The organism is Bacillus sp. EB106-04-02-XG92, assembly GCF_058791995.1.
On record NZ_JBYTEA010000005.1, the window covers coordinates 327,627 to 349,630 of the forward strand.

General features: G+C 35.8%; 7 protein-coding genes. 1 reads left to right on the forward strand and 6 read right to left on the reverse strand.

Translation table 11 applies throughout. The features are described 5' to 3' along the window. Positions 1-32: 32 nt before the first annotated feature. Positions 33-15,086, forward strand: coding sequence for a DUF7507 domain-containing protein (locus AC3WVA_RS15535; RefSeq protein WP_492322024.1), 15,054 nt, complete (start codon positions 33-35; stop codon positions 15,084-15,086). A 112-nt stretch (positions 15,087-15,198) separates the two neighbouring features. Here the strand turns inward: AC3WVA_RS15535 and AC3WVA_RS15540 are convergent, their stop codons facing one another. From AC3WVA_RS15540 to AC3WVA_RS15565, 6 genes are all read right to left on the reverse strand, one after another. Further along, a complete protein-coding gene (locus AC3WVA_RS15540) occupies positions 15,199-16,746 on the reverse strand; it encodes a glycoside hydrolase family protein (protein ID WP_141539555.1) in 1,548 nt (515 codons plus the stop codon). A 92-nt stretch (positions 16,747-16,838) separates the two neighbouring features. Next, a complete protein-coding gene (locus AC3WVA_RS15545; RefSeq protein ID WP_098520762.1) occupies positions 16,839-17,891 on the reverse strand; it encodes a glycosyltransferase family 4 protein in 1,053 nt (350 codons plus the stop codon). Continuing rightward, positions 17,888-18,688 (reverse strand): glycosyltransferase family 2 protein, encoded by an 801-nt coding sequence (locus tag AC3WVA_RS15550; protein WP_098520763.1) that lies wholly within the window; start codon positions 18,686-18,688, stop codon positions 17,888-17,890. Before AC3WVA_RS15550 ends, AC3WVA_RS15545 begins: the two co-directional genes overlap by 4 nt. Next, positions 18,663-19,877, reverse strand: coding sequence for an O-antigen ligase family protein (locus AC3WVA_RS15555; RefSeq protein WP_098520764.1), 1,215 nt, complete (start codon positions 19,875-19,877; stop codon positions 18,663-18,665). Before AC3WVA_RS15555 ends, AC3WVA_RS15550 begins: the two co-directional genes overlap by 26 nt. Before the next feature lie 3 nt (positions 19,878-19,880). Further along, entirely contained in the window at positions 19,881-21,317 is a 1,437-nt protein-coding gene (locus AC3WVA_RS15560) for an oligosaccharide flippase family protein (protein WP_141539556.1), read from the reverse strand. A gap of 37 nt (positions 21,318-21,354) precedes the next feature. Further along, positions 21,355-21,993, reverse strand: a complete 639-nt coding sequence (locus AC3WVA_RS15565) for a sugar transferase (protein ID WP_098345886.1) — start codon at positions 21,991-21,993, stop codon at positions 21,355-21,357. Positions 21,994-22,004: the final 11 nt, after the last annotated feature.

Genomic DNA, 22,004 nt, shown 5'->3' on the forward strand with positions numbered 1-22,004 from the left:
GACCAAGACTATATTGGAAATGAGGTGACAACATGCCCATTACGAATCGATTTTCTACCACCACTAACGGCGCACTCGCAATTACAGGAAATACTTTAGGCTTAAGTAAAATTAGTAATCAAAACCGTGCTGGTACAATCGGAGCAATTGGTGCATTCGCAACTACGAATACTGCTTTACAAGTACCTACTTTTCCTGCTGGTACGACATTAAACTATACACAAAATAGTTCTACCGCTCTTTTAAATATACCTGCTGGTAGTACGATTCTTTACGCAGAACTCGTTTGGGGTGGGAACTATTTATCTCGTGATCAAAACATTACGAGTGTATTAGGAAACCCAGTTTCTTTTACAACACCGGTTTCAACATACTCGATTACTCCTTCAGCTGTTACAGCTTCAAATCAAACTTTCGTTTCAAATTCTATTACATTTGGCTTTTACACGCGTTCAGCAGACGTAACAACCCTTATTCAAGCTGGAGGCTCTGGTTCTTATACTACGGGAGCTGTCCCTGGACTTGTAGATCCTATAGATGCTTCTAATGGAACAATTAATTCAGCTGGATGGACGCTTATCGTCGCTTATCAAAACGGGACATTACCAGCAAGAAACTTAACAATTTACGTAGCTGGAAACCGTGTTTCTGCTGATACTGGTAGTGCAGATGTAGCTGTTTCTGGATTCTTAACACCTTCAGGAGGACCTGTAAGCGGGAGATTATTTTTAAGTTCTATTGAAGGAGATGCAGATATAACAGGGGATCAAGCGCTATTTGGACCAAATTTCAGTTCATTAAATGCTTTATCTGGGCCAAATAATGCTGTAAATAACTTCTTCGGTTCTCAAGTAAATAATGCTGCAGGAAACTTAGATACAACTGGGACATTTGGAACGCGAAATCAAAGTGCCGCTACAAGCACAAATATCTCCGCAGGCCGGCAAGGTTGGGACATTACTTCTATTGATATTTCTCCTTATTTAACAAATTCCCAAGTCTCAGCTGCAATCCGTTTAACAACTAACGGAGATGCATATATGTTAAATACAGTCGGGTTACAAATTAATATAAACTCACCAAACATACAAGCAACGAAAAGCGTGAATAAAAGCGTAGCAGCAATTGGAGATGTCCTCACTTATACCGTTACTATCCCTAACACCGGCCTTCTACCTGCTAATAACGTTACTTTTACAGACATACTCCCTAACGGCACTTCCTTCATACCTGGCACTGTAACGGTAGATAACGTACCTCAAACAAATGCAAACCCGGCTGCTGGTATATCTCTTGGAACAATTAATAACAATGCTTCTCGTACAGTAACTTTCCAAGCAACTGTCGTTTCTCTTCCAAATCAAAATCCAATTTCTAACACTGCGAATATTACATTTCAATATACACCAATTGCCGGTGGAACTACTTTTAACGGTCTTGCAACAAGCAACTCTGCTGGAACACAAATTAACCTCGCAGATATTAATGGAACAAAATCAGTTAACAAACTTTTTACTGATATTGGTGAAACGTTAACTTACAGTATCGCCTTAGCTAATATAGGAAATATCGCCGCAACGAACGTTATATATACGGATCCGATTCCTAGCGGGACTACTTTCATTCCGGGAAGTGTAACTATTAACGGCGTTACGCAAGCTGGCGCAAATCCCGCTACTGGTATATCAATTGGATCTATTGCCGCAAATTCCACTACTACTATTTCATTTCAAGTATTCGTTCCGTCCATCCCCCAAACAAATCCAATATTAAATAGTGGCACAACAACATATCAATACATCCCTGTACCAAATCAACCAGCAGTAAGTGGGACTGATACGACCAATATTGTATCTACTCAAGTGAATAACGCTACTGTAACTATGGCAAAAGCAGTAGATAAAAATTTTGCAGATATTGGTGATACATTAACTTACACCGTTTCCTTTACAGGTACAGGTAATACGAATGCAAACAATGTTATTTTTACAGATATCATTCCTACTGGTACAACTTTTGTTCTCAACAGTTTAACAATAGATGGCACGACACAAGTTGGCGCAAATCCCGCTACTGGTGTGAATATAGGATCTATCCCAACTGGTACAACAAAAAACGTTTCATTTCAAGTAGTAGTAAATACAATTCCAGCGTCGAGTGTCGTATCTAATGGTTCAAGCGCTTCTTATCAATATACCGTCAATCCTAGCCAATCACCTGTTACGAAAAACATTTCTTCGAATCTCGTTTCCACTCAAATTAACAATGCAAATTTAACTTTAACAAAATCAACAAATAAACAATTTGCTACAATTGGCGACACAATCAGTTATACGATCCTTATTACAAACAGCGGAAATACAGCTGCTACTAATGTGCAACTAACAGATCCACTTCCAAACGGAACGATATTAACTCCTGGTACTATAACACTAAACGGAGTTTTACAAAATGTAGATTCTCTCGTTGCTTTACCTATCGGCACAATTCCTGGCGGAGCTACTTTTACTCTTTCTTTCCAAGTAACAGTCATTAATATTACCGCACAAAATCCTATCATGAATAATGCTTTCGCTTCTTATTTATATACTGTAAATCCAAGTGTGCCACCAACTTCAAAAACAGCAAATTCTAATTCTGTTACATCAACAATTAGACTAGCAAACCTTCAAGCTACTAAGTCTGTAAATAAAACGTTTGCAGAAGTTGGTAACATATTAACTTATACCTTTGCTCTTACAAACGATGGAAATGTTGCGGCGAACAATGTAGTACTATCCGATTCCATTGCGAATGGTACTGCCTTTGTGCCAGACAGTGTTATAGTTAACAATGTTGCTCAGCCAGGTGTTACACCAGCTAGCATCAATATCGGTAGCATCAATGCTAATACTACAATTACAGCTTCATTCCAAGTATTAATAACTAGCATCCCAAATCCAAACCCTATTTCAAATAGTGCTTCTATTTCCTATAACTTTATCGTGGATCCAAATGCTTCCCCTGTAAGTAAGAACACAACTTCAACCACTACATTTACTCAAGTAAATGACGCAAATGTCATTTCAGCAAAAACAGTGGATCGAGCATTTGCTACTGTTGGGGATGTATTAACTTATACCGTTACTTTGGCGAATGCAGGAAGTGTTTCCGCTGATGGTCCTACTTTTGTTGATACGAATCCAGACGGTACTACCTTTATCCCAAATACTTTCCTTATTAATGGTGTACTCCAAAATAACGTCGATCCAAATGTCGGTGTTCCGTTACCTTCTATTCCTGCTAACGGCTCACTTACCGTCTCTTATCAAGTAACTGTCACCTCTTTACCAACACAAAATCCAACAATAAATTCATCTAGTACACAGTATAGCTTTATTTTGAACCCAGGAGATCCACCAACGATAGAAACATCTTTAAGTAATACTGTAAGTACACAAATTAATTTAGCAAATGTAATTATTTTCAAGGATGTAGATTTAACTATCGCTGATGTTGGGCAACCAATCACATATACAATTGCCTTAGCTAACCCAGGAAATACTCCAGCAGATAATGTAGTCGTTACCGATATACTTCCACCTGGTACGACTCTCGTACCAAATAGTATTTTTATAGGAGGTGCTTTACAGCTAGGTGCGGATCCAAGTGCCGGCCTTCAAGTTGGTACGATTCCAGCAGGCGGCATTACAACAATTGTTTTCCAAATTAGTGCAAATAGTTTACCTTCACCAAATCCAGTTCAAAACAGTGCTGCACTTCAATATAGCTTTATCGCAGATCCAAATTTACCTGCTGTTGTCAGGAACGCTATTAGCAATATTGTAGCTACACAAATTAATACTGCTAATATTGTCGCTACGAAACTAACAAGTACAAATTTCGCTGATGTTGGCGATGTCATAACTTATGCAACAATTTTAACGAATAGCGGCAATATCCCCGCCTCTAATGTAACGTTTACAGATATCATTCCAGCTGGTACCACCTTCCTTCCTAATACTGTAACGATTAACGGTGTCCCTATAGCTAATGCAAATCCTGCTAACGGCATTTTAATTGGTACAATTGGAGCGAATTCATCACGTACTGTTTCATTCCAAGTTTTTGTACCAACTATTCCTGCGGTAAATCCAATTACGAATCAATCAAGCACTACATTCCAATACACATATGATCCATCCAAACCAACCGTCATGCAGATGGTTGCTTCTAACACTGTACAAACAACTATTAATAACGCCTCAATTGTCGCTACAAAATCTGCAGATAAACAGTTTGCTAACATAAATGATATTATTACGTACACGACTACTTTAACGAATAACGGGAATACACCTGCATCAAATATAGTATTTACAGATGCTATTCCAAGCGGGACGTCTTTTATTCCAAATAGTGTAACAATAAATGGGAATATACTGCCTAATGTAAATCCAACGAATGGAATAGCAATTGATCCTATAAATCCGAATGCAAATACGATAATTTCGTTCCAGGTGCAAGTAAACTCCATCCCGAATCCGAATCCAATCCCGAACCAAAGTAACACAACGTACCAATATGTCGTAGACCCGAACTTACCTCCAGCATCCGCCAATGCATCAAGTAATGTAATAACAACTCAAATTAACAACGCTACGATTATCGCTACGAAGTCAGTGAACACACCGAATGCTGCAATTGGAGATATCGTTACTTATACAATTGCAGTTACGAACACAGGAAATATCCCTGCTAGTGCTACAGTTTTAACAGATGGACTCGGACCAGGTGCATCCTTCATCCCAAATTCCGTTACAATAAATAACGTTTCACAACCTGGATTAGATCCTTCATTAGGTATTCATTTAGACGATATTTCACCAGGAGGCACTACTTTCCTTACATTCCAAGTGAAAATCCTCGCTATTCCACCTAGTGGAACTTTAACGAATAACGCTCTTGTAAACTATGAATATGCAGTGAATCCAACTGAAACACCAGCTGTTGGTAGTATCGTTACAAACACGACAGTTACACCGATTGTTGATGCTACTTTAGTAATAAATAAAAATGCTAGTACAACTTTTGCTACAATTGAAGATACAATTACATTCACTTCAGTTGTTACAAACACAGGAAATACTACCGCTAACAACGTTGTATTTACAGATTCCATTCCAAATGGTACCGCCTTTGTCCCAAATAGCTTTAAGATAAATGGTGTAACAATCCCGAATGCAAATCCACAAAACGGTATTACTATTGGTAACTTGAATTCAAATGCATCGGTTACACTTAGTTTTCAAGTGAATATTACAACTCTTCCAAATCCTAATCCCATTCCGAATCAATCATCGCTTCAATATAGCTTTATTGTTGATATAAATGAGTCGCCTGTTTCACGAACAGTTCAATCCAATACAACTTTTACACAAGTAAATACTGCTTCCGTTATCGCAACAAAAACTGCAAGCAGTGCTTTTGCTGCTGTTGGAGATACAATTACGTATACAACTACGCTCATTAATAGCGGAAATACTAACGCAAACACACCTGTTTTTATCGATATATTACCACCTGAACTTTCATTCGTTCCTGATAGCGTACAAATTAACACTATCCCACAACTTGGATTTAGACCAGATAGCGGGATTTCTTTAGACCCCATTCCAGTTGGAGGAACAACAACCATTAGCTTTCAAGCTATCGTTGGCTCAATACCAGCTACAAATCCAACATTGAACCAATCTAGCACAACATACTCTATCATTGTTGATCCTAACCAGCCACCAGTGACAGAAACAGCTACTAGTAATCCAACTTTAGTGCAAATTAACGAAGCAATTATCCAAGCAACGAAAAGTGTGGATCGACTATTTTCTGACATCGCACCTGGAAATTCATTTTTAACGTATACAGTTTTATTAGAGAATATAGGAAACACGACTGCTACGAATATCATGTTTACAGATTCGATTCCAAATAATACAGTATTCATAGAAGATAGCGTTCGAGTAGGCGGGGTTTTATTACCTGGAGTAAATCCAGCAAACGGGATACCAATTGGGGATATTATTGCAGGAGATTTTATAAACGTTACCTTCCGCGTGCAAGTAGTTAGTATTCCAAATCCTATTTTTACAATCGGACCTGGAGGGCCAAATTCACCAGTTGTAAACGGTGCTTTCATTGATTATCAATTTATGACAGGACCTAATTTACCACTTGTTTCACGAAGTACGACATCTAATTCTGTTTCGACACAAATAAATTCTGGGGAAGTTGTGGCAATCAAATCTGTAGATAAAACTTTCGCTACGATTGGCGATACAATTTCTTATACAATTACATTAAGTAATCCTGGAAATGTCACTTCACAAAATATAATTTTTACGGATATTTTACCTGAAGGAACAACATTTATTTCCGGAACTTTAACAAATGATTCTGGTACACAGCAAATTGGAAATCCTGAGAACGGAATACAGATTGGAAATATAAATCCAAGTGGAACGACCGTTATTACTCTCAATGTTCTTGTTACAAATATTCCAAGTATAAATCCAATTTCTAATTTTAGTTCCGTACAATTTGAACATGTGGTTGATCCTAGCCAACCTTCTGTATTACAAACAACTATATCAAATACGGTTTCAACGACCATTAATAGCGCAATATTAACTACAACAAAAACTGTTGATAAATCGGTTATTTCCGTCGGGGATACACTTACGTATACAACGACTATTACGAATACAGGAAATACACCAGCTACAAATATAACTTTTACAAGTGCCATTCCTCCTAGTACTACTTTCGTACCAGATTCGGTCACAATAAATGGAAGCCAACAGCTTGGTGCACAGCCAGCACTTGGAGTAACTATACCAAATATCGCTCCAGGTGAAACAGTAACTGTTACTTTCCAAGTAAATGTTATTTCTGTTCCCCCTTCAAGCTCGATTATGGGTAACGATACGATTTTATACTCTTATACTGTTGATCCAAACGGAGCTCCTGCTACTACTTCTACTTCAACGAATATTGTTACAAATCCTGTATTAGATGCTATGATTACGATGACTAAATCAGTCGATCAAACACTTGTAACGCTAGGTGATACCATTACCTATACGACAATTTTAACGAATAGCGGTAATACAAACGCGACGAATATTACGTTCACTGACCTTATACCAGATGGTACAACGTTTATTACTGATAGCGTTACAATTGATGGCATCACACAAATTGGGCTTAATCCTAATACAGGCATAACAATTGGATCGATTGCTCCTAACAGCTCAATAGCAATAACATTTCAAGTTACCGCTACTTCTACTCCTGTTCAAAATCCTATTGCCAATTCCGCTAGTGCTTCTTACACATTTATCTCTGATCCTAATGCCCCTATTGTTTCAAGGAATGTTACTTCAAACACAGTGTTCACTACAATTAACACAGCTACCATTCTTTCATTAAAACAAGTCGATAAATCCTTTAGTCGTATTGGCGACACACTCACCTATACTGTCACTTTAACAAACAATGGAAACTCATCCGCACAAAATGTTATTTTCTCAGATACACTGCCGAGCGGAACTACATTTATTGCAAACTCATTTTCTATTAACGGGGTTCCTCAAAGTGGAGCGGATCCATCGAACGGTGTAAATATTGGACCTATAACAGCTGGGTCTACAGTAAATGTTTCATTCCAAGTAAACGTGGCGTCATTACCAACCGAAAACCCAATTGTAAATTTCTCATCAACATCGTATCAATTGGTCTCACCGCCTGATGCAGAAACTTCAATTAGTAATCCTGTTTCAACGCAAATTAACGAAGCTATATTATCCATGACGAAAAATGAAAGTGTCTCCTTTGCAGATATTGGGCAAACTGCTTTTTATACTACTTCTATTTCGAATATAGGAAATACGGATGCGACGAATATTGTATTCACGGATGTATTACCGAGTGGACTCACATTTGTTCCTAACACATTAACTGTTGATGGTGTTTTACAACCTGACGCGAATCCAAATACCGGTGTATTACTTGTAACACTTCCACCAAATGAAATATATAGTATCGTTTTTCAAGTTACCGTGGACAATATCCCTCCTAGTAACCCAGCACCCAATACAGCATCAACGACGTATGAATTTACTGTTGATCCTGTTAATCCTCCCGTTTCAAGCACAGCTAATTCTAATACGACGCTTCTTCAAATAAACAACGCAACTATTATTAGTACAAAAACAGCAAATCTTGCTTTTGCGGACGTTGGTAATACAATAACATTTACACTTAACCTTCCTAATACAGGGAATGTGGCTGCAACTGATGTTACCGTTATCGATGTACTTGATAGCAATTTAAGTTTCGTTCCAAACAGTTTCACAGTTAATGGGCAAACTATTCCAAATGCTGATTTATCTACTGGTGTAAATATCGGTTCCATTAATGGTGGAAGCACATCAATTGTCACATTCCAAGCCACTGTTTCAACCCTACCAAGCAACAATCCTATTTCTAATTCAGCTCTTACCAATTACCGTTATATTGTTGATTCAGATCAGCCGTTCATTTCAGCTTCTAATCAATCTAATACAACGACGACACAAATTAATAGCGCTATCCTTACTGCACAAAAAAATTCAAATGTAGCAACAGTAGATATTGGGCAAGATATTATCTACTCCGTTACGATTACAAATAGCGGAAATGTTAGTGCGACGAATGTTATTTTTACCGATATGATTCCAGACGGAACTTCCTTTGAACCGAATAGTTTTACACTCAATGGAACTACCATCCCAAATGCAGACCTAATTACAGGCATTCCAATTGGTGATATTGCGCCAAACGAATCTGTCATTGTAGCATTTCATATTAGTGCCGATGAAATTCCGCCTATAAATCCAATTTCTAATCAAGCTAGCGTTAGCTTCCAGCATATCGTTAATCCAGCTAATCCTCCTGTTTCAAAAAACATTACTTCAAATAGTGTTACAACAACAATTGAAAGTGCTATTTTAACTACTACTAAAATTGGAGATAAAGCTTTTGCAACGATTGGTGATACGATTACGTATACAACTACGATCACGAATACTGGAAATATTCCTGCCAATAACGTTATTTTCTCAGACCCGATACCATTGTGGACACAATTTGTTGCAGGATCAGTTATTGTTGATGGCACTCCGTTACCATCCGCTTCTATCATTGACGGTATTGGCATAAATACGATCATTCCAAATCAAACTGTAACAATTGTATTCCAAGTTCAAATTGTAAGTAACCCAACAACATTCACACCAGAGCTCCAAAACTTAGGATTTGTAAACTTCCAATATAACGTAGGAAATGCATTACAGGCTCAACCTGGAAATGTGGAAACGAACGTCTTCGTTACTTCTATTAATTCAGCAATACTTTCAGCTGTAAAAACTGCTAATACTGCCTTTGCGAATATTGGCGATACGATCACTTATACAGTTTTAATTCAAAATAGCGGTAATACAAACGCTACGAATGTAAATTTCTCAGATACGATTCCAGCAGGAACAACTTTTGTAGAAAATAGTTTTACTGTAAATGGAAATACCCTTCCAGGTGCAAATCCAAATAGCGGAGTGAATATCGGAACCGTGAACACCGGTAGTTCCTTAACTGTTACTTTCCAAGTCATAGTTACATCTACTCCACCTTCGAACCCAATTACAAACGTTGCATCTATTCAATACGAATTCATAGTTAATCCGGCTTCTCCTCCCGTTACAGGCACAATAAATTCTAATAGTGCTTCCACACAAATTAATAACGCGACTGTTATAACTGTTTTAGAAGCAAATCGTACAATCGTATCTACTGGAGATATCATTACGTATACAGCAACATTAACGAATACTGGAAACTTCCCTGCAAATTCTGTATTACTCATTAACGGCGTTCCTGAAGGGGCATTATTTGTTCCAAATAGTGTTACGCTTAACGGAATTTCACTTCCAGATGCAAGTCCAACTCTCGGTATTCCAGTTGGCATTATCGCACCAGGTGATTCTGCTACGATTATGTTCCAATTTCTTGCAAGTTCTATTCCACCGCAAGGAGCAATTATAAATCAAGCACTTACAAGTTACACGTATATTGTCGACCCAAGTCAACCTCCAGTTACAGCAACATCTTCATCTAATACGGTAAATACAGCTGTCGTTGATGCATCACTATCTATAATTAAAAATACAGATTCCCTCGTACAATCTACTGACGGTACAATCACTTACACTGTAGTCATTCAAAATAACGGGAATACAACTGCAAATACAGTTACTTTAACAGATTTGGTCCCAGAAGGAACTGCATTTATTCCGAATAGCGTGACCATTAATGGCGTTTCAGCCCCAGGTGCCGATCCAAACGTAGGAATCCCCTTAAACGCCATTGCACCTTCAGAAATCGTCACCGTCACATTCCAAGTTATCGTTCAATCCATTCCAAGCGTCAATCCAATTTCTAATATAGCTCGTATTGACTATACTTTTATCGCCGATCCAACTGCTCCTATCATCTCTCGAACAATTACGTCTAATCCAGCTTTCACACAAATTTCGGATGCGAATGTTCTTTCTTTAAAAGCAGTCAATGCACAACAAGCGACAACAGGGGATATTTTGACCTATACGATAACACTAGAAAATACCGGAAATATTCCAGCTACTAATCTATTATTTTCAGATACGATTCCAGAAGGGACTACATTCGTAGAAAATAGTTTTACACTTAACGGAACAGCTATACTTGGTGCAAAGCCAAATGCAGGTGTTACTTTGCCTAACCTAGTAGCAAATGCTACTCACCTGATTTCATTCCAAATTCTAATTAACGATTCATCCTCGCAACAATCGATTACAAATCAATCTAATACAACATATACAATTCAACCAGACCCAGGACAACCGCCTATTACTGAAACATCTACAAGTAATATCGTCATTACAAATTTCGTTCTAGCACAATTGACAGTTACAAAAACGTCCAATCCAATAACTGTAGATATTGGCGGAACTATACTTTATATTTCTGAAGTGAAAAATATCGGCAATGTTGACGCAATAAATATTACTTTTACAGATGCTATTCCAGCTGGGACTACATTCGTTCCAGACAGTGTCACAATTAACGGTGTACTTCAGCCTGGTGTAAATCCAGAAAACGGAATACCAATTGGAACGATTTCACCAAACAGTTCCAACACAATACTATTTCAAGTACAAACGAATAACCCACCAACTGAAACCGAAATTGTAAATCAATCATCTGTAAATTACCAATATGTAAGTATTCCTACAGCTCCACCAGTGAATCGCACTGCAAATTCTAATATCATAACAACATCACTTCAAAATGCAAATATTATTTCTGTTAAACAAGCAGACGTTACTTTCGTAGCCATCGGGCAAAATATTACGTACACAAATACACTACAAAATATAGGAACTGTTCCAGCTAACAATACGGTGTTCATTGACAACATTCCAGAAGGTACTATATTCATTGAAGATAGCTTATCAATAAATAATGTGATGCAGCCTGGTGCGAGCCCTGAAAATGGTGTAACTCTCGGCACGATACAACCAAATGAAACAGTCACTATTTCATTCCAAGTACAACTCACAAGCATACCAGAGGGCAATACAGTCACTAACATTTCAGACACTTCGTATGAATACCAAATTGACCCTAGTTCCCCAATTATTCAGCGTAGATCGTTATCAAATGCAGTAAATACTGAAGTGCGGACGGCAAATGTTAGTGCAATTAAATCCGCTAACAGATCTATTACACGCATCGGTCAAATTATCACATATACAGTCGCAGTTACAAATGATGGTACAGTACCTATTACAAATACTCTTCTAATTGACGCCATTGCTGCTGGCACCACATTCGTTCCAAATAGCATTCTTGTAGATGGCATACCGAGACCTAACGAAAATCCAATTACCGGAATCACCCTTGATATTATCCTTCCAAACAATACAATTATCGTTACATTCCAAGTAAATGTAGTCTCTACACCTTCTCAAAATAACATTAATAATATCGCCATCATCCACTATGAATATCAGCCAGACCCAAGCTTACCACCAATTTCAGAAACGACATCTTCCAATACTACAAATATACAATTTATTGATGCCATTCTTATCGCTACAAAATCCGCTAATACAGTATTAGCTAATATTGATGAAACTATTGAATATACAGTACTCATTCAAAATAACGGATCCACTACAACTAACTCCATCTTTTTTACAGATACTATAGAAGATGGAACAGTATTTATTCCAGGAAGTGTAATAGTTAACAACACTGTAATTCCTGCAGCAGATCCAAATATCGGCTTTTCTATTCCTAATATTGCGTCAGGTCAAGTAACTACAATAACGTTCCAAGTTTCCGTTACGAATTTACCTGCTGTAAACCCAACACCTAATACTGCAAACATCGTCTACGACTTTATTTTCAACCCTGACTTCGCACCTATTCAAAAATCTACTACTTCCAATACTACTTTCGTTCAAATTAATGACGCTGATATCATTTCACTGAAAACTGTTGATTTGACCTCTGTAGCAATTAGTGACATTTTAACTTATACAACAACTTTAACGAATATAGGAAATACGGATGCTACTTCTGTTGTATTTACAGACAATATCCCTGATGGAACAACCTTTATAGACGGTAGTGTTTTAGTAAATAATATCCCTCAGCTTAACGCGAATCCAAGTACTGGTATACTTGTAGGAACGATTGCTCCTAACGCTTCTATCCCAGTCACGTTTTCCGTTACTGTGGTATCTCTTCCAGCTAGCAGTCGTATCCAAAACCAATCAACTTCTCGTTATACAATTAATGGCGAGGAACAAATATCCACTAGTAATATTACCTTCACTGAAGTTATTTCTGCTAATGTACTCGCTATAAAAACAACACCTATCCAATATGCTGACCTACAAACAATTATCCCTTACACAATTTCCATCACAAACAATGGGAATATACAAGTAGAAAACATTATCGTTACAGATATCGTCCCAGCAAATACGAGCTTTATAGAGAATAGTGTTATTGTAAATGGAAATTCTCGTCCAAATGACAATCCACTTAACGGTATACAAATTGACAACATTCCGCCCAATACAACAGCAACTATTCTATTCCAAGTACGGGTTACTTCAATTCCGCAAACAAATCCAATCTCTAACACGAGTACAATTGAATACCAATACACGTTACCAGATCGACCACCTATTACCGAAACTATTCTTTCATCAGCTGCTTTAACAACAATTAATCATGCGACTTTGAATAGTAATAAAGCTGTTGACCTTGCATTTGCAACAGTCGGTGACACGTTAACATATACAATTACACTCAATCAAACTGGTAATGTTGCAGTAAATGATGTAATCATTCAAGATAGGATTCCTCAAGGTACTACATTTATAGAAAATAGTGTCATTGTAAACGGAGAAAATCTTCCGGGAGTCAATCCAGTAAGCGGTATACCAATTGGTCCTATAACCGTTGACGGAAACGCTAGTGCTTCATTCCAAGTTTCTGTAACTTCTATCCCAACACCAAATGAACTAAGCAACCAAGCCATTACTACCTTTAACTATATAGTCAACCCAAATAACGTACCTGTTACAAATACAACTACAACAAATACTGTCACTACAACTGTCCAAAATGATAATGTCGTTGCAATAAAAGCTGTTGATTTCACGAGCGCCTTGCCTGGTCAAACTTTAACGTACACCATTACCATTACGAATAATGGTAATATCACTATTGAAGATCTTCTTCTAGTAGACACAGCACCAGTAGATACGACATTCGTTATTGGTAGTGTTACGATTAACGGAATCAATCAACCTAATGAAAATCCTGAAAATGGTATTACGTTAGGAAACCTTGCTCCTAATGAATCTGTTATTATTACATTCCAAGTGATAATATCTTCTTCTACTCTTCAATCTACAATCAATAACGATGCAACTATTTCCTATACGTCTATTGTTGGTCCAATCGAACCACCTATTACGATTACAAGGCAAATAAATACCGTTACAAAGCAAACAAATACCGTTACAACAACAGTAGTTGACCCGATGGTTAGCATTGAAAAAACAGCTGATAAATCTATTGTAGCGTCAGGCGACACCATCACTTTCACATTAGAAGTGATAAATCATTCACCAATTCCTACAATCAATACTTCCGTCCTAGACAATATTCCAGCTGGTACAACATTTATAGAAAATAGCGTAACAATTAACGGGACTCCGGTTCCAAATGTTCGTCCAGACACTGGTATTAATATTGGCGCTTTACCTGCAGATGGAGTAGCAACGATAACCTTTAAAGTTCTCGTCACGTCTATCCCTTCAAACAGTACAATTATCAATTCCGCTTCCGTCACAGCTGCCTTCCAATTGACACCACAGGACCCAATTATTACTTTTATAGTTAATTCAAATATCGTTCGTATACCAGTACAATTTATAACTGCGACAGTAGTAAAAAACGCTTCTGTCAGCTCAGCTTATTTAAACCAATATTTTGATTATACGGTGCGCATTACGAATACTTCTGACATTTCACTTTCAAATATTTCGTTACAAGATACCATTCCAGCAGGTTTACAATTTATGAATGGCACTGTCTTTATTAATGGGGAGCGCTCTCCACTAGCGAATCCGAATATCGGTTTCCTAGTCGCTACTAATTTAGAACCGAACGAAACAATTATCGTGTTATTCACAGTACAAGTAATAAGTCCACCTGTTAATAATGAATTTAAAAATACAGCTAATATTTCATTACAACTTCAAGTCTCACCTACCGATCCACCAATTACAGTAACGGTTACAAGTAACGAAAACATCGTCACCTTTGTTCCAGAAAATCCAGATGAAACACTTCCAAATTTCAATTGCTTCTTTGACGGTGAACGCTTCATACGCATTACTCCTGGAAATGTACGAAATTACCTTTGGACTTGGATTTGGTGGAGTTAAATGAAACAAAAAAGAGATTGTAGTTTGGTTTCAACCAAACTACAATCTCTTTTTCATTACCTTTATCGCACTACGTTGTAACTCGTCCAATGATATACAATTAAGCATCATCTCAAGTTATTTTCGTCGTAACAAGTTGGCCAGCCTCATTTATAGTGACTTTCCATTTCGCTCCACTAGCAGTCTTCATGACGATACCTTTACTTGCTTCTATTTCAATATCTCCAAACATTCTTCCACCAGTTGTCGCTAACCAAGCATTCCCATTCTCCATAGAAGACCTCGCAAACATACGATTAATTCGAAAACGTTTATGGTCTTGAACGTAACCACTGAGTGTAATTCTTACTTTATATAGTTGACTCGCCTTCATATTCGATATAATTGTATCGCCTACATTTAATGGAACATCCGATGCAACAACCCAATTTCCAGTTGCACTTAATGCATATTCAATTTTAATTTTCTTCGGGCTCTCTCCCCATCCAAAATACATGCCAAAACAATTCAACATTTTGATTGGATTCTTCGTAAAATCTAGTTCAATCACAACTGGATTACTATCTAGAACATCGATATAGTTTACACTTTGTTCATCTATTAAATTAAAACAATTTGCAAGATTCCCCCCGTAAGGTAATTTCCCACTTACTTGCTTAACAGTATACTTCTGCTGAGCATTTACTAATATATCATCTTGGTTCCCTATTAAATGTGGTTTATTTAACGTAATTGGTAACTGAACCCGAAGAGATTCTTCATAGGTAGACTTACAAACATTATATTGTCCTTTATCGACAATAGTTGTGGAAAGTAAATTCGAAAAAAGGTAGTTGCGATGCGAATTAGAAGAAAATTCAATGACAATCGGTTCGCTACTCATCCGGTACGTATCCCAAATCATACAATCAAATGTATTATAGGCACCCGTACAACGAATTACTTTTTTCGTTTGCTGTCTACATTGTACTTGAATATCATGAAATATATTGCCTGAACTTTCATTTGGCAAATCACTATTTCCATCTACTTCAATCCCATACTGACATCCATCAATAAATATAGATTGAAATACATTTGCGTTAATCCAGCAAGGTGTATTTATATCATCTATATATTCTGTCTTCAAATGTATTGCAGTTTGAAAGTTTTTAATTTGAATAAAGTTAACTTGAAAGAAACTAATATAATCCCATGCTTTTTGACAATAAAAGTGTATAGCCTTTCCTTTATATGACGACGTTGCATTTATTATATTTATATTTGATATAAGAGAGTGATTAGGAACTTCTATTTGTTGCGAACCGGAAACATAAATAACTGCGGATTGAAACAGTGGATTTATAACTTGAACTGTACCACCTGTTATAGACGCATTTTGTTGCAGTTCAAACGCATTAAAATCTCCATCAATTTGCAACGTAACAGTAGGATCAAGCTCTAATCTTACGTTTGATTTAATAACAATCGGCTTTACAATTTTGTACGTATTTACGCCTGTAATTCTAACCGTAGAAATCCGATTTGATACACAGTATTCAATCGCTTGTTGAATCGCTGTTGAACTATCATTTCCCGAGTTTGGAACTGCACCAAAACAATCAATATGGACACTATTTTCAGGTGCACAATCTTCTTGTGATGAAATATACTCTGTCAAAACAAATTCACTCCTCATATTACCTTTTTCATATAATATGTGAGTTTTATCTTAAAAGTTTCTATAATAAAAAAAACAAACGACTTCTACAGTCATTTGTTTAATTCATATAAATCTTTCGTTTCTTCTATCATTTTAGTTAACGAGAAATATCTCTCTGCTTTCTCTCGTGCTTTCAGTCTAATACCATTCACCTTTTCTTCATTCTCTTTTAATTCCTCAAGCGCACTTACAAATCCCAATTCACAATATTCAGATATCAAAACACCTGATTCTCCATCTATTACCGCTTCATTTATTCCGCCGACATCTATTGAAATAATTGGTGTCCCTGTGGCCATCGCTTCAATTACCACCATCGGAAACACTTCTCGAAAAGATAATAAAAGTAAGGCATCCATATTTCCTATAAATCCATGTGGTTCCGAAATATTACCTAACATCTTTACATTTTGCTGCAATCCATACTTTTCTATTTCTTTCATAATAGACTCTTTCTCTGGTCCATCACCAGCAATATAAAACTTAAAATCAGCTCTCTTTTTCAACACATTTGCAATTTTCACAAATAGTTGATGGTTTTTTTCTTTGGATAATCTAGCTAATATCCCTACATGATAAGTAGATTCTGTCTTTTTCTGCCGGAATAAAAACTTTTCAATATCCACACCGTTATAAATCGTCTTTATTTTTTCTGCAGCTACATGCATAGAAATTAAATTATTTTTTTCAAACTCACTTACTGTAATAATATTGTTCACATATTTATTCATGAAATAACGAAAAAGAATTGGCATTTTCTTTTCTAATATCGTTACATTATGTTTCGTATACACGACTTTTATCTTTTTTTTCATAAACTTTTGAAGTAGAAATGAATATAAAACCATTCGTAAACTATTTGCATGAATAATTTCTATCTTTCGATCACATATTTCTCTTCGCAAGTAATAAATATTTCTCAAATGATTCCATCGACTAAGCAACATAAAATTTTCTTTTCTAGTAAGAGATTCATATAGTTCTCCATCACCTGCAGCTGTATAAACTGTAAAGTTCTCATCACGCAAATTGCTTTCCAATTTACAGAAATAACTTTCAGCTCCTCCAGTTATCAATTTGTCTGTCATCAACAATATATTCATAATTGCGTCTTCCCAACTACATTGATTTTATTTTTTCTATAGGCATGAAAAGCATACTTACTAAAATAGTAAAAAATTTGCACTGCATTCAATCGTTTTTGTTCCTTTAATAATTTCCAATACCGAAAAGCCGCTCTCATTTTATTTCTCGAAACAGAATTTTCTACAATTCTATACTTCGCTAACACTTGCTGTATTCCTTTCGCTTCATGCCCTTCATGTAATAAGTTTAGCCATAGCGCTGTATCTTCCGGCTGCACATTAGGCATTTCAATATGCGAAATTTTTTCTCGATCAATCATTACCGTTAAACAACCGATAATTGTATTTCCTGCCAAACGATGATAGTCAACAGATTTTGGTATATTCACTTCTCGATTTAGTTCATTACCGTTTTCATCGATTAAACGATACGATGCATATGAAAAGGCCGCATTCATTTCTTGCATAAATAACAACTGTGTCTTCAATTTATGTGGCAACCATATATCATCGCTATCTAAAAAAGCAATATATCTTCCTCTCGCCTCTTCAATCGCTAAATTCCGAGCTTTCGCAGCACCAACATTTTCTTTTAATGATATTAGCCTAATACGCGAGTCCCCTTCTATTATCTCTTTAATTTTTGCAGCAGATTGGTCAGTTGAAGCGTCATCAACGATAATCATTTCCCAATTTTCATATGATTGATTTTGTACTGATAAAATCGTCTCACCTATAAATCGTATACTATTATAAGAAGGTGTTATTACAGAAACATGAGGCGCCTTATTAAGTGCTGATAGACATTTTACCATCTACCTTTCCCCTTCCTTCATATATTGAAATGTACTTCACAACCATTGCTAAAAATAAAAAGAACGCTTCGTTAATAATGAGTGACAATGACATCATCTGAAATAAAAATGCAATCATCGTCAATAAAAGATACGGTTTTTCACGAAACAAAGTATACTGCGTTAACTTGAACATTAATATAATTAAAAACGCGCTATATAAAAGAAAACCAATTGTACCTGATTCAGACAAAATTTCTAAAAATGTATTGTGTACATATAATTTTTCATTAAATTGAAACTCATAATAATTCGAAAAATTAAACGCGCCGATTCCGATGTATGGATTGGATACATAATATTTAAAAGCAGCTTCCCATAACGTAAATCTACCACTTCCATTATCGTGCGAAAAATCAGAAATTCGTTTATTCAATATGTCATCCAATTGGCCGCCCATTACACTATTCGATAAACTAAAAATTACTACGCCAAACAATAGTAAACTCATTATTATTTTTATTTTTTTTGCAAAACTAGATGTACATACATATACAAAAACGACAAGCACGAGTGCTAATATTCCTCCTCTTGAAAAAGTTAATAAACTTGTCGTAACACATAAAATCAATCCAAAAATGTTCGTCACATTATGTAGATTTGTCATATAATACATAAAAAATATTGTATTATAAAAAATAAAAATGTTAGGATCATCTAGCAAACCAATTAACCTTGGATAGCCTCTATCAACTAATAGTCCAGCAAAAATTTCTCTTTCTTCTCCACCATACAATCCAAAGTGCTGTAAACCGACTATATACAGTATTAAACTTATAATATTAAATATAATTCCCACATAGACAATAGATGATTCAAGTGTTGCTATTTCAACATTTCCTACTAAATTTCTCATTATAAAATAGCATCCTAAAACAAGTAGCACACCAAAAATCATACGAATACTAGCATGTAAATATATAGAAAGAATTCCACTGAAACAATAGATGAAATAAAATAGTAAAAATACAACTTCATGAAAATATAGCTTTTGAATATGAAAGTTTTTAACTGTTAAACAAAAATAGATGACTAAAAAAATCATATATATCTTCAATGAAAACCCAATATATATGTTGTATTTACTTAACATGACAAATAGTATTAAGAGCATAATCCATTTCATCGATATTTTCATATTATTTTCCATAGGCTATATCCCCTGTTTCGTAATATAATCCTTTTTGCGTGTTTTTCTTATAAACGAAAAAAGAAGTTTTTTCAGCTCATAATCATATAGGAATATACCAACTATTACGATTAACGTATTAAGAACGAGCGCAATGAAATGATATGCATGCAATATATATTGCACTCCAATAAAAGTTACGCCAAAATAAATTGTATAAGGTATAACAATTTGAAATACAATTTTCCCCTTCACTGCACTTACTGCTATATATCCAACTAAAGCTACAATTTCAAATAAAACCATAGCATAAGCCGCCCCTATCACTCCACCAATGCTACTCAGGCTATAAAGCATAATCCCACCTATCACTAATGCTATACATTGTACAAACGTTCTTTTATTTTGATGTCCACTCGTCGTTAAGCCGTCAGCTATAGCAATATTTAAACTTTGCAGCACAATGAGAAATGATAATATTTGAAGTGGTTCTACTGCATTTCTCCATTCCTCATGAAAAAATATAGAAATAAAATATGGCGCTAAATGATATAAACCTATCGTCATACATATTCCCACAATCGCCATTGATTTTATTTGAAGTAAGTTTAATTTCGTGTGCTCTTTTATTTTATTCTGATTATAATGCTTAAAGAGCACTGGATAAAATGCCCCTGCAATTACCCCTGGTACTTGATATAAAGCTGCTGGCATCCGATACGCCACTGCGAAAACACCTACCATACTTAATGGCAATGTATAGTTAAGTAAGATAGGTGCTAATTGTGGCGTACTCATTATTAAAAAACCACTAATAATAAAAGGCGGCAATTGCCAAAATAACGCTTTATGAATTACGACTTTCATATTCATACTCGTCTTTCTTTTCATTACATATATACTGAATACACCACCGATCATATAACCAAATCCATATAAACGAGCAGTTATATAAACTGGTAACTCTCCGAAAATACAAAAACATGTAATGATAATGACAACTATCGCTGATACCACTTTAATAAGCGCTATATACTTCATACGCTCCGTCAGCTGAAAGTAGGCAATCCCTATATTTTGCCAAGTTAATCCTATTAACATGAAAAACATTACGTTTATCATCATGTAAATTAAATTTCTATCCGCATACATATAATGAATAGCAATATAGCCGATTATAGAAATACATATAAGTAGAATCATCCTTACTTTTATATACGACGATAAAATCGTCTCTAAATCTACTCCATCTTTTGCGCCTTCTCGAAGAAACGTATTCGTAAGTCCTAAATCTGTAAAAAATAACATAACAAACGTCACTGCTATGGCAACACTAAACATCCCATAATTTTGTGCATTAAAAAAATTTGCTAAAGCAATTAAACTAACAGCCTGAAGAAGATTAGCTAAAATCGTGCTATAAAATAGATGGATGATATTATTTAAAATAGACCTACCCATACCTGCTCTCCTTTGCAAGCAACCTACTTACATATATTTATCTTGCACCATTACCGTTCAATACTATTAAAACGGTTTTACATAAAATACGAACGTCCATCTTAATCGTTTTCATTTCAATATACTCCATGTCCCATTTCAACTTTTCTTTCGGATCAAGATTATACCCTCCATTTATTTGTGCCCATCCTGTTAGCCCTGGTTTCACAATTAAGCGACTTTTAAATTCTGGAATATACGCATCAAATTGTTTATAAAAATACTCTCTCTCTGGTCTAGGGCCAACAAAAGACATCTCACCTTTTAAAATATTTAAAAGTTGCGGCAACTCATCAATTCTCGTTTTTCTTATAAATGCTCCAACTTTAGTAATTCTTGAATCATTTTCATCTGCCCATTGTGGCCCATTTATTTCAGCATCTTTTACCATCGACCTTAATTTAAATACATTAAATTTCTTCCCGTTCATCCCTAAACGTTCTTGAAAATAAATTGGAGCTCCTGCTGTTTCAAAAACAATCATAATACAAAAGAACAACATAATTGGTAGCGTTACTAGTAACAATATGAGTGAAAATATAATATCAAACAAGCGCTTTATACTTCGATTCAAAATACTGGTCTTTTCTTGGGCCGGAATCATATACAACTTGGCTTGATTTGTTTCACGAATCATAGATCGTTACC

Coding starts and splice junctions, on each gene's coding strand:
- AC3WVA_RS15535 (WP_492322024.1), top strand. CDS start 33: ATGCCCATTACGAATCGATTTTCTACCACCACTAACGGCGCACTCGCA.
- AC3WVA_RS15545 (WP_098520762.1), bottom strand. CDS start 17,891: ATGAATATATTGTTGATGACAGACAAATTGATAACTGGAGGAGCTGAA.
- AC3WVA_RS15550 (WP_098520763.1), bottom strand. CDS start 18,688: ATGGTAAAATGTCTATCAGCACTTAATAAGGCGCCTCATGTTTCTGTA.
- AC3WVA_RS15555 (WP_098520764.1), bottom strand. CDS start 19,877: ATGGAAAATAATATGAAAATATCGATGAAATGGATTATGCTCTTAATA.
- AC3WVA_RS15560 (WP_141539556.1), bottom strand. CDS start 21,317: ATGGGTAGGTCTATTTTAAATAATATCATCCATCTATTTTATAGCACG.
- AC3WVA_RS15565 (WP_098345886.1), bottom strand. CDS start 21,993: ATGATTCGTGAAACAAATCAAGCCAAGTTGTATATGATTCCGGCCCAA.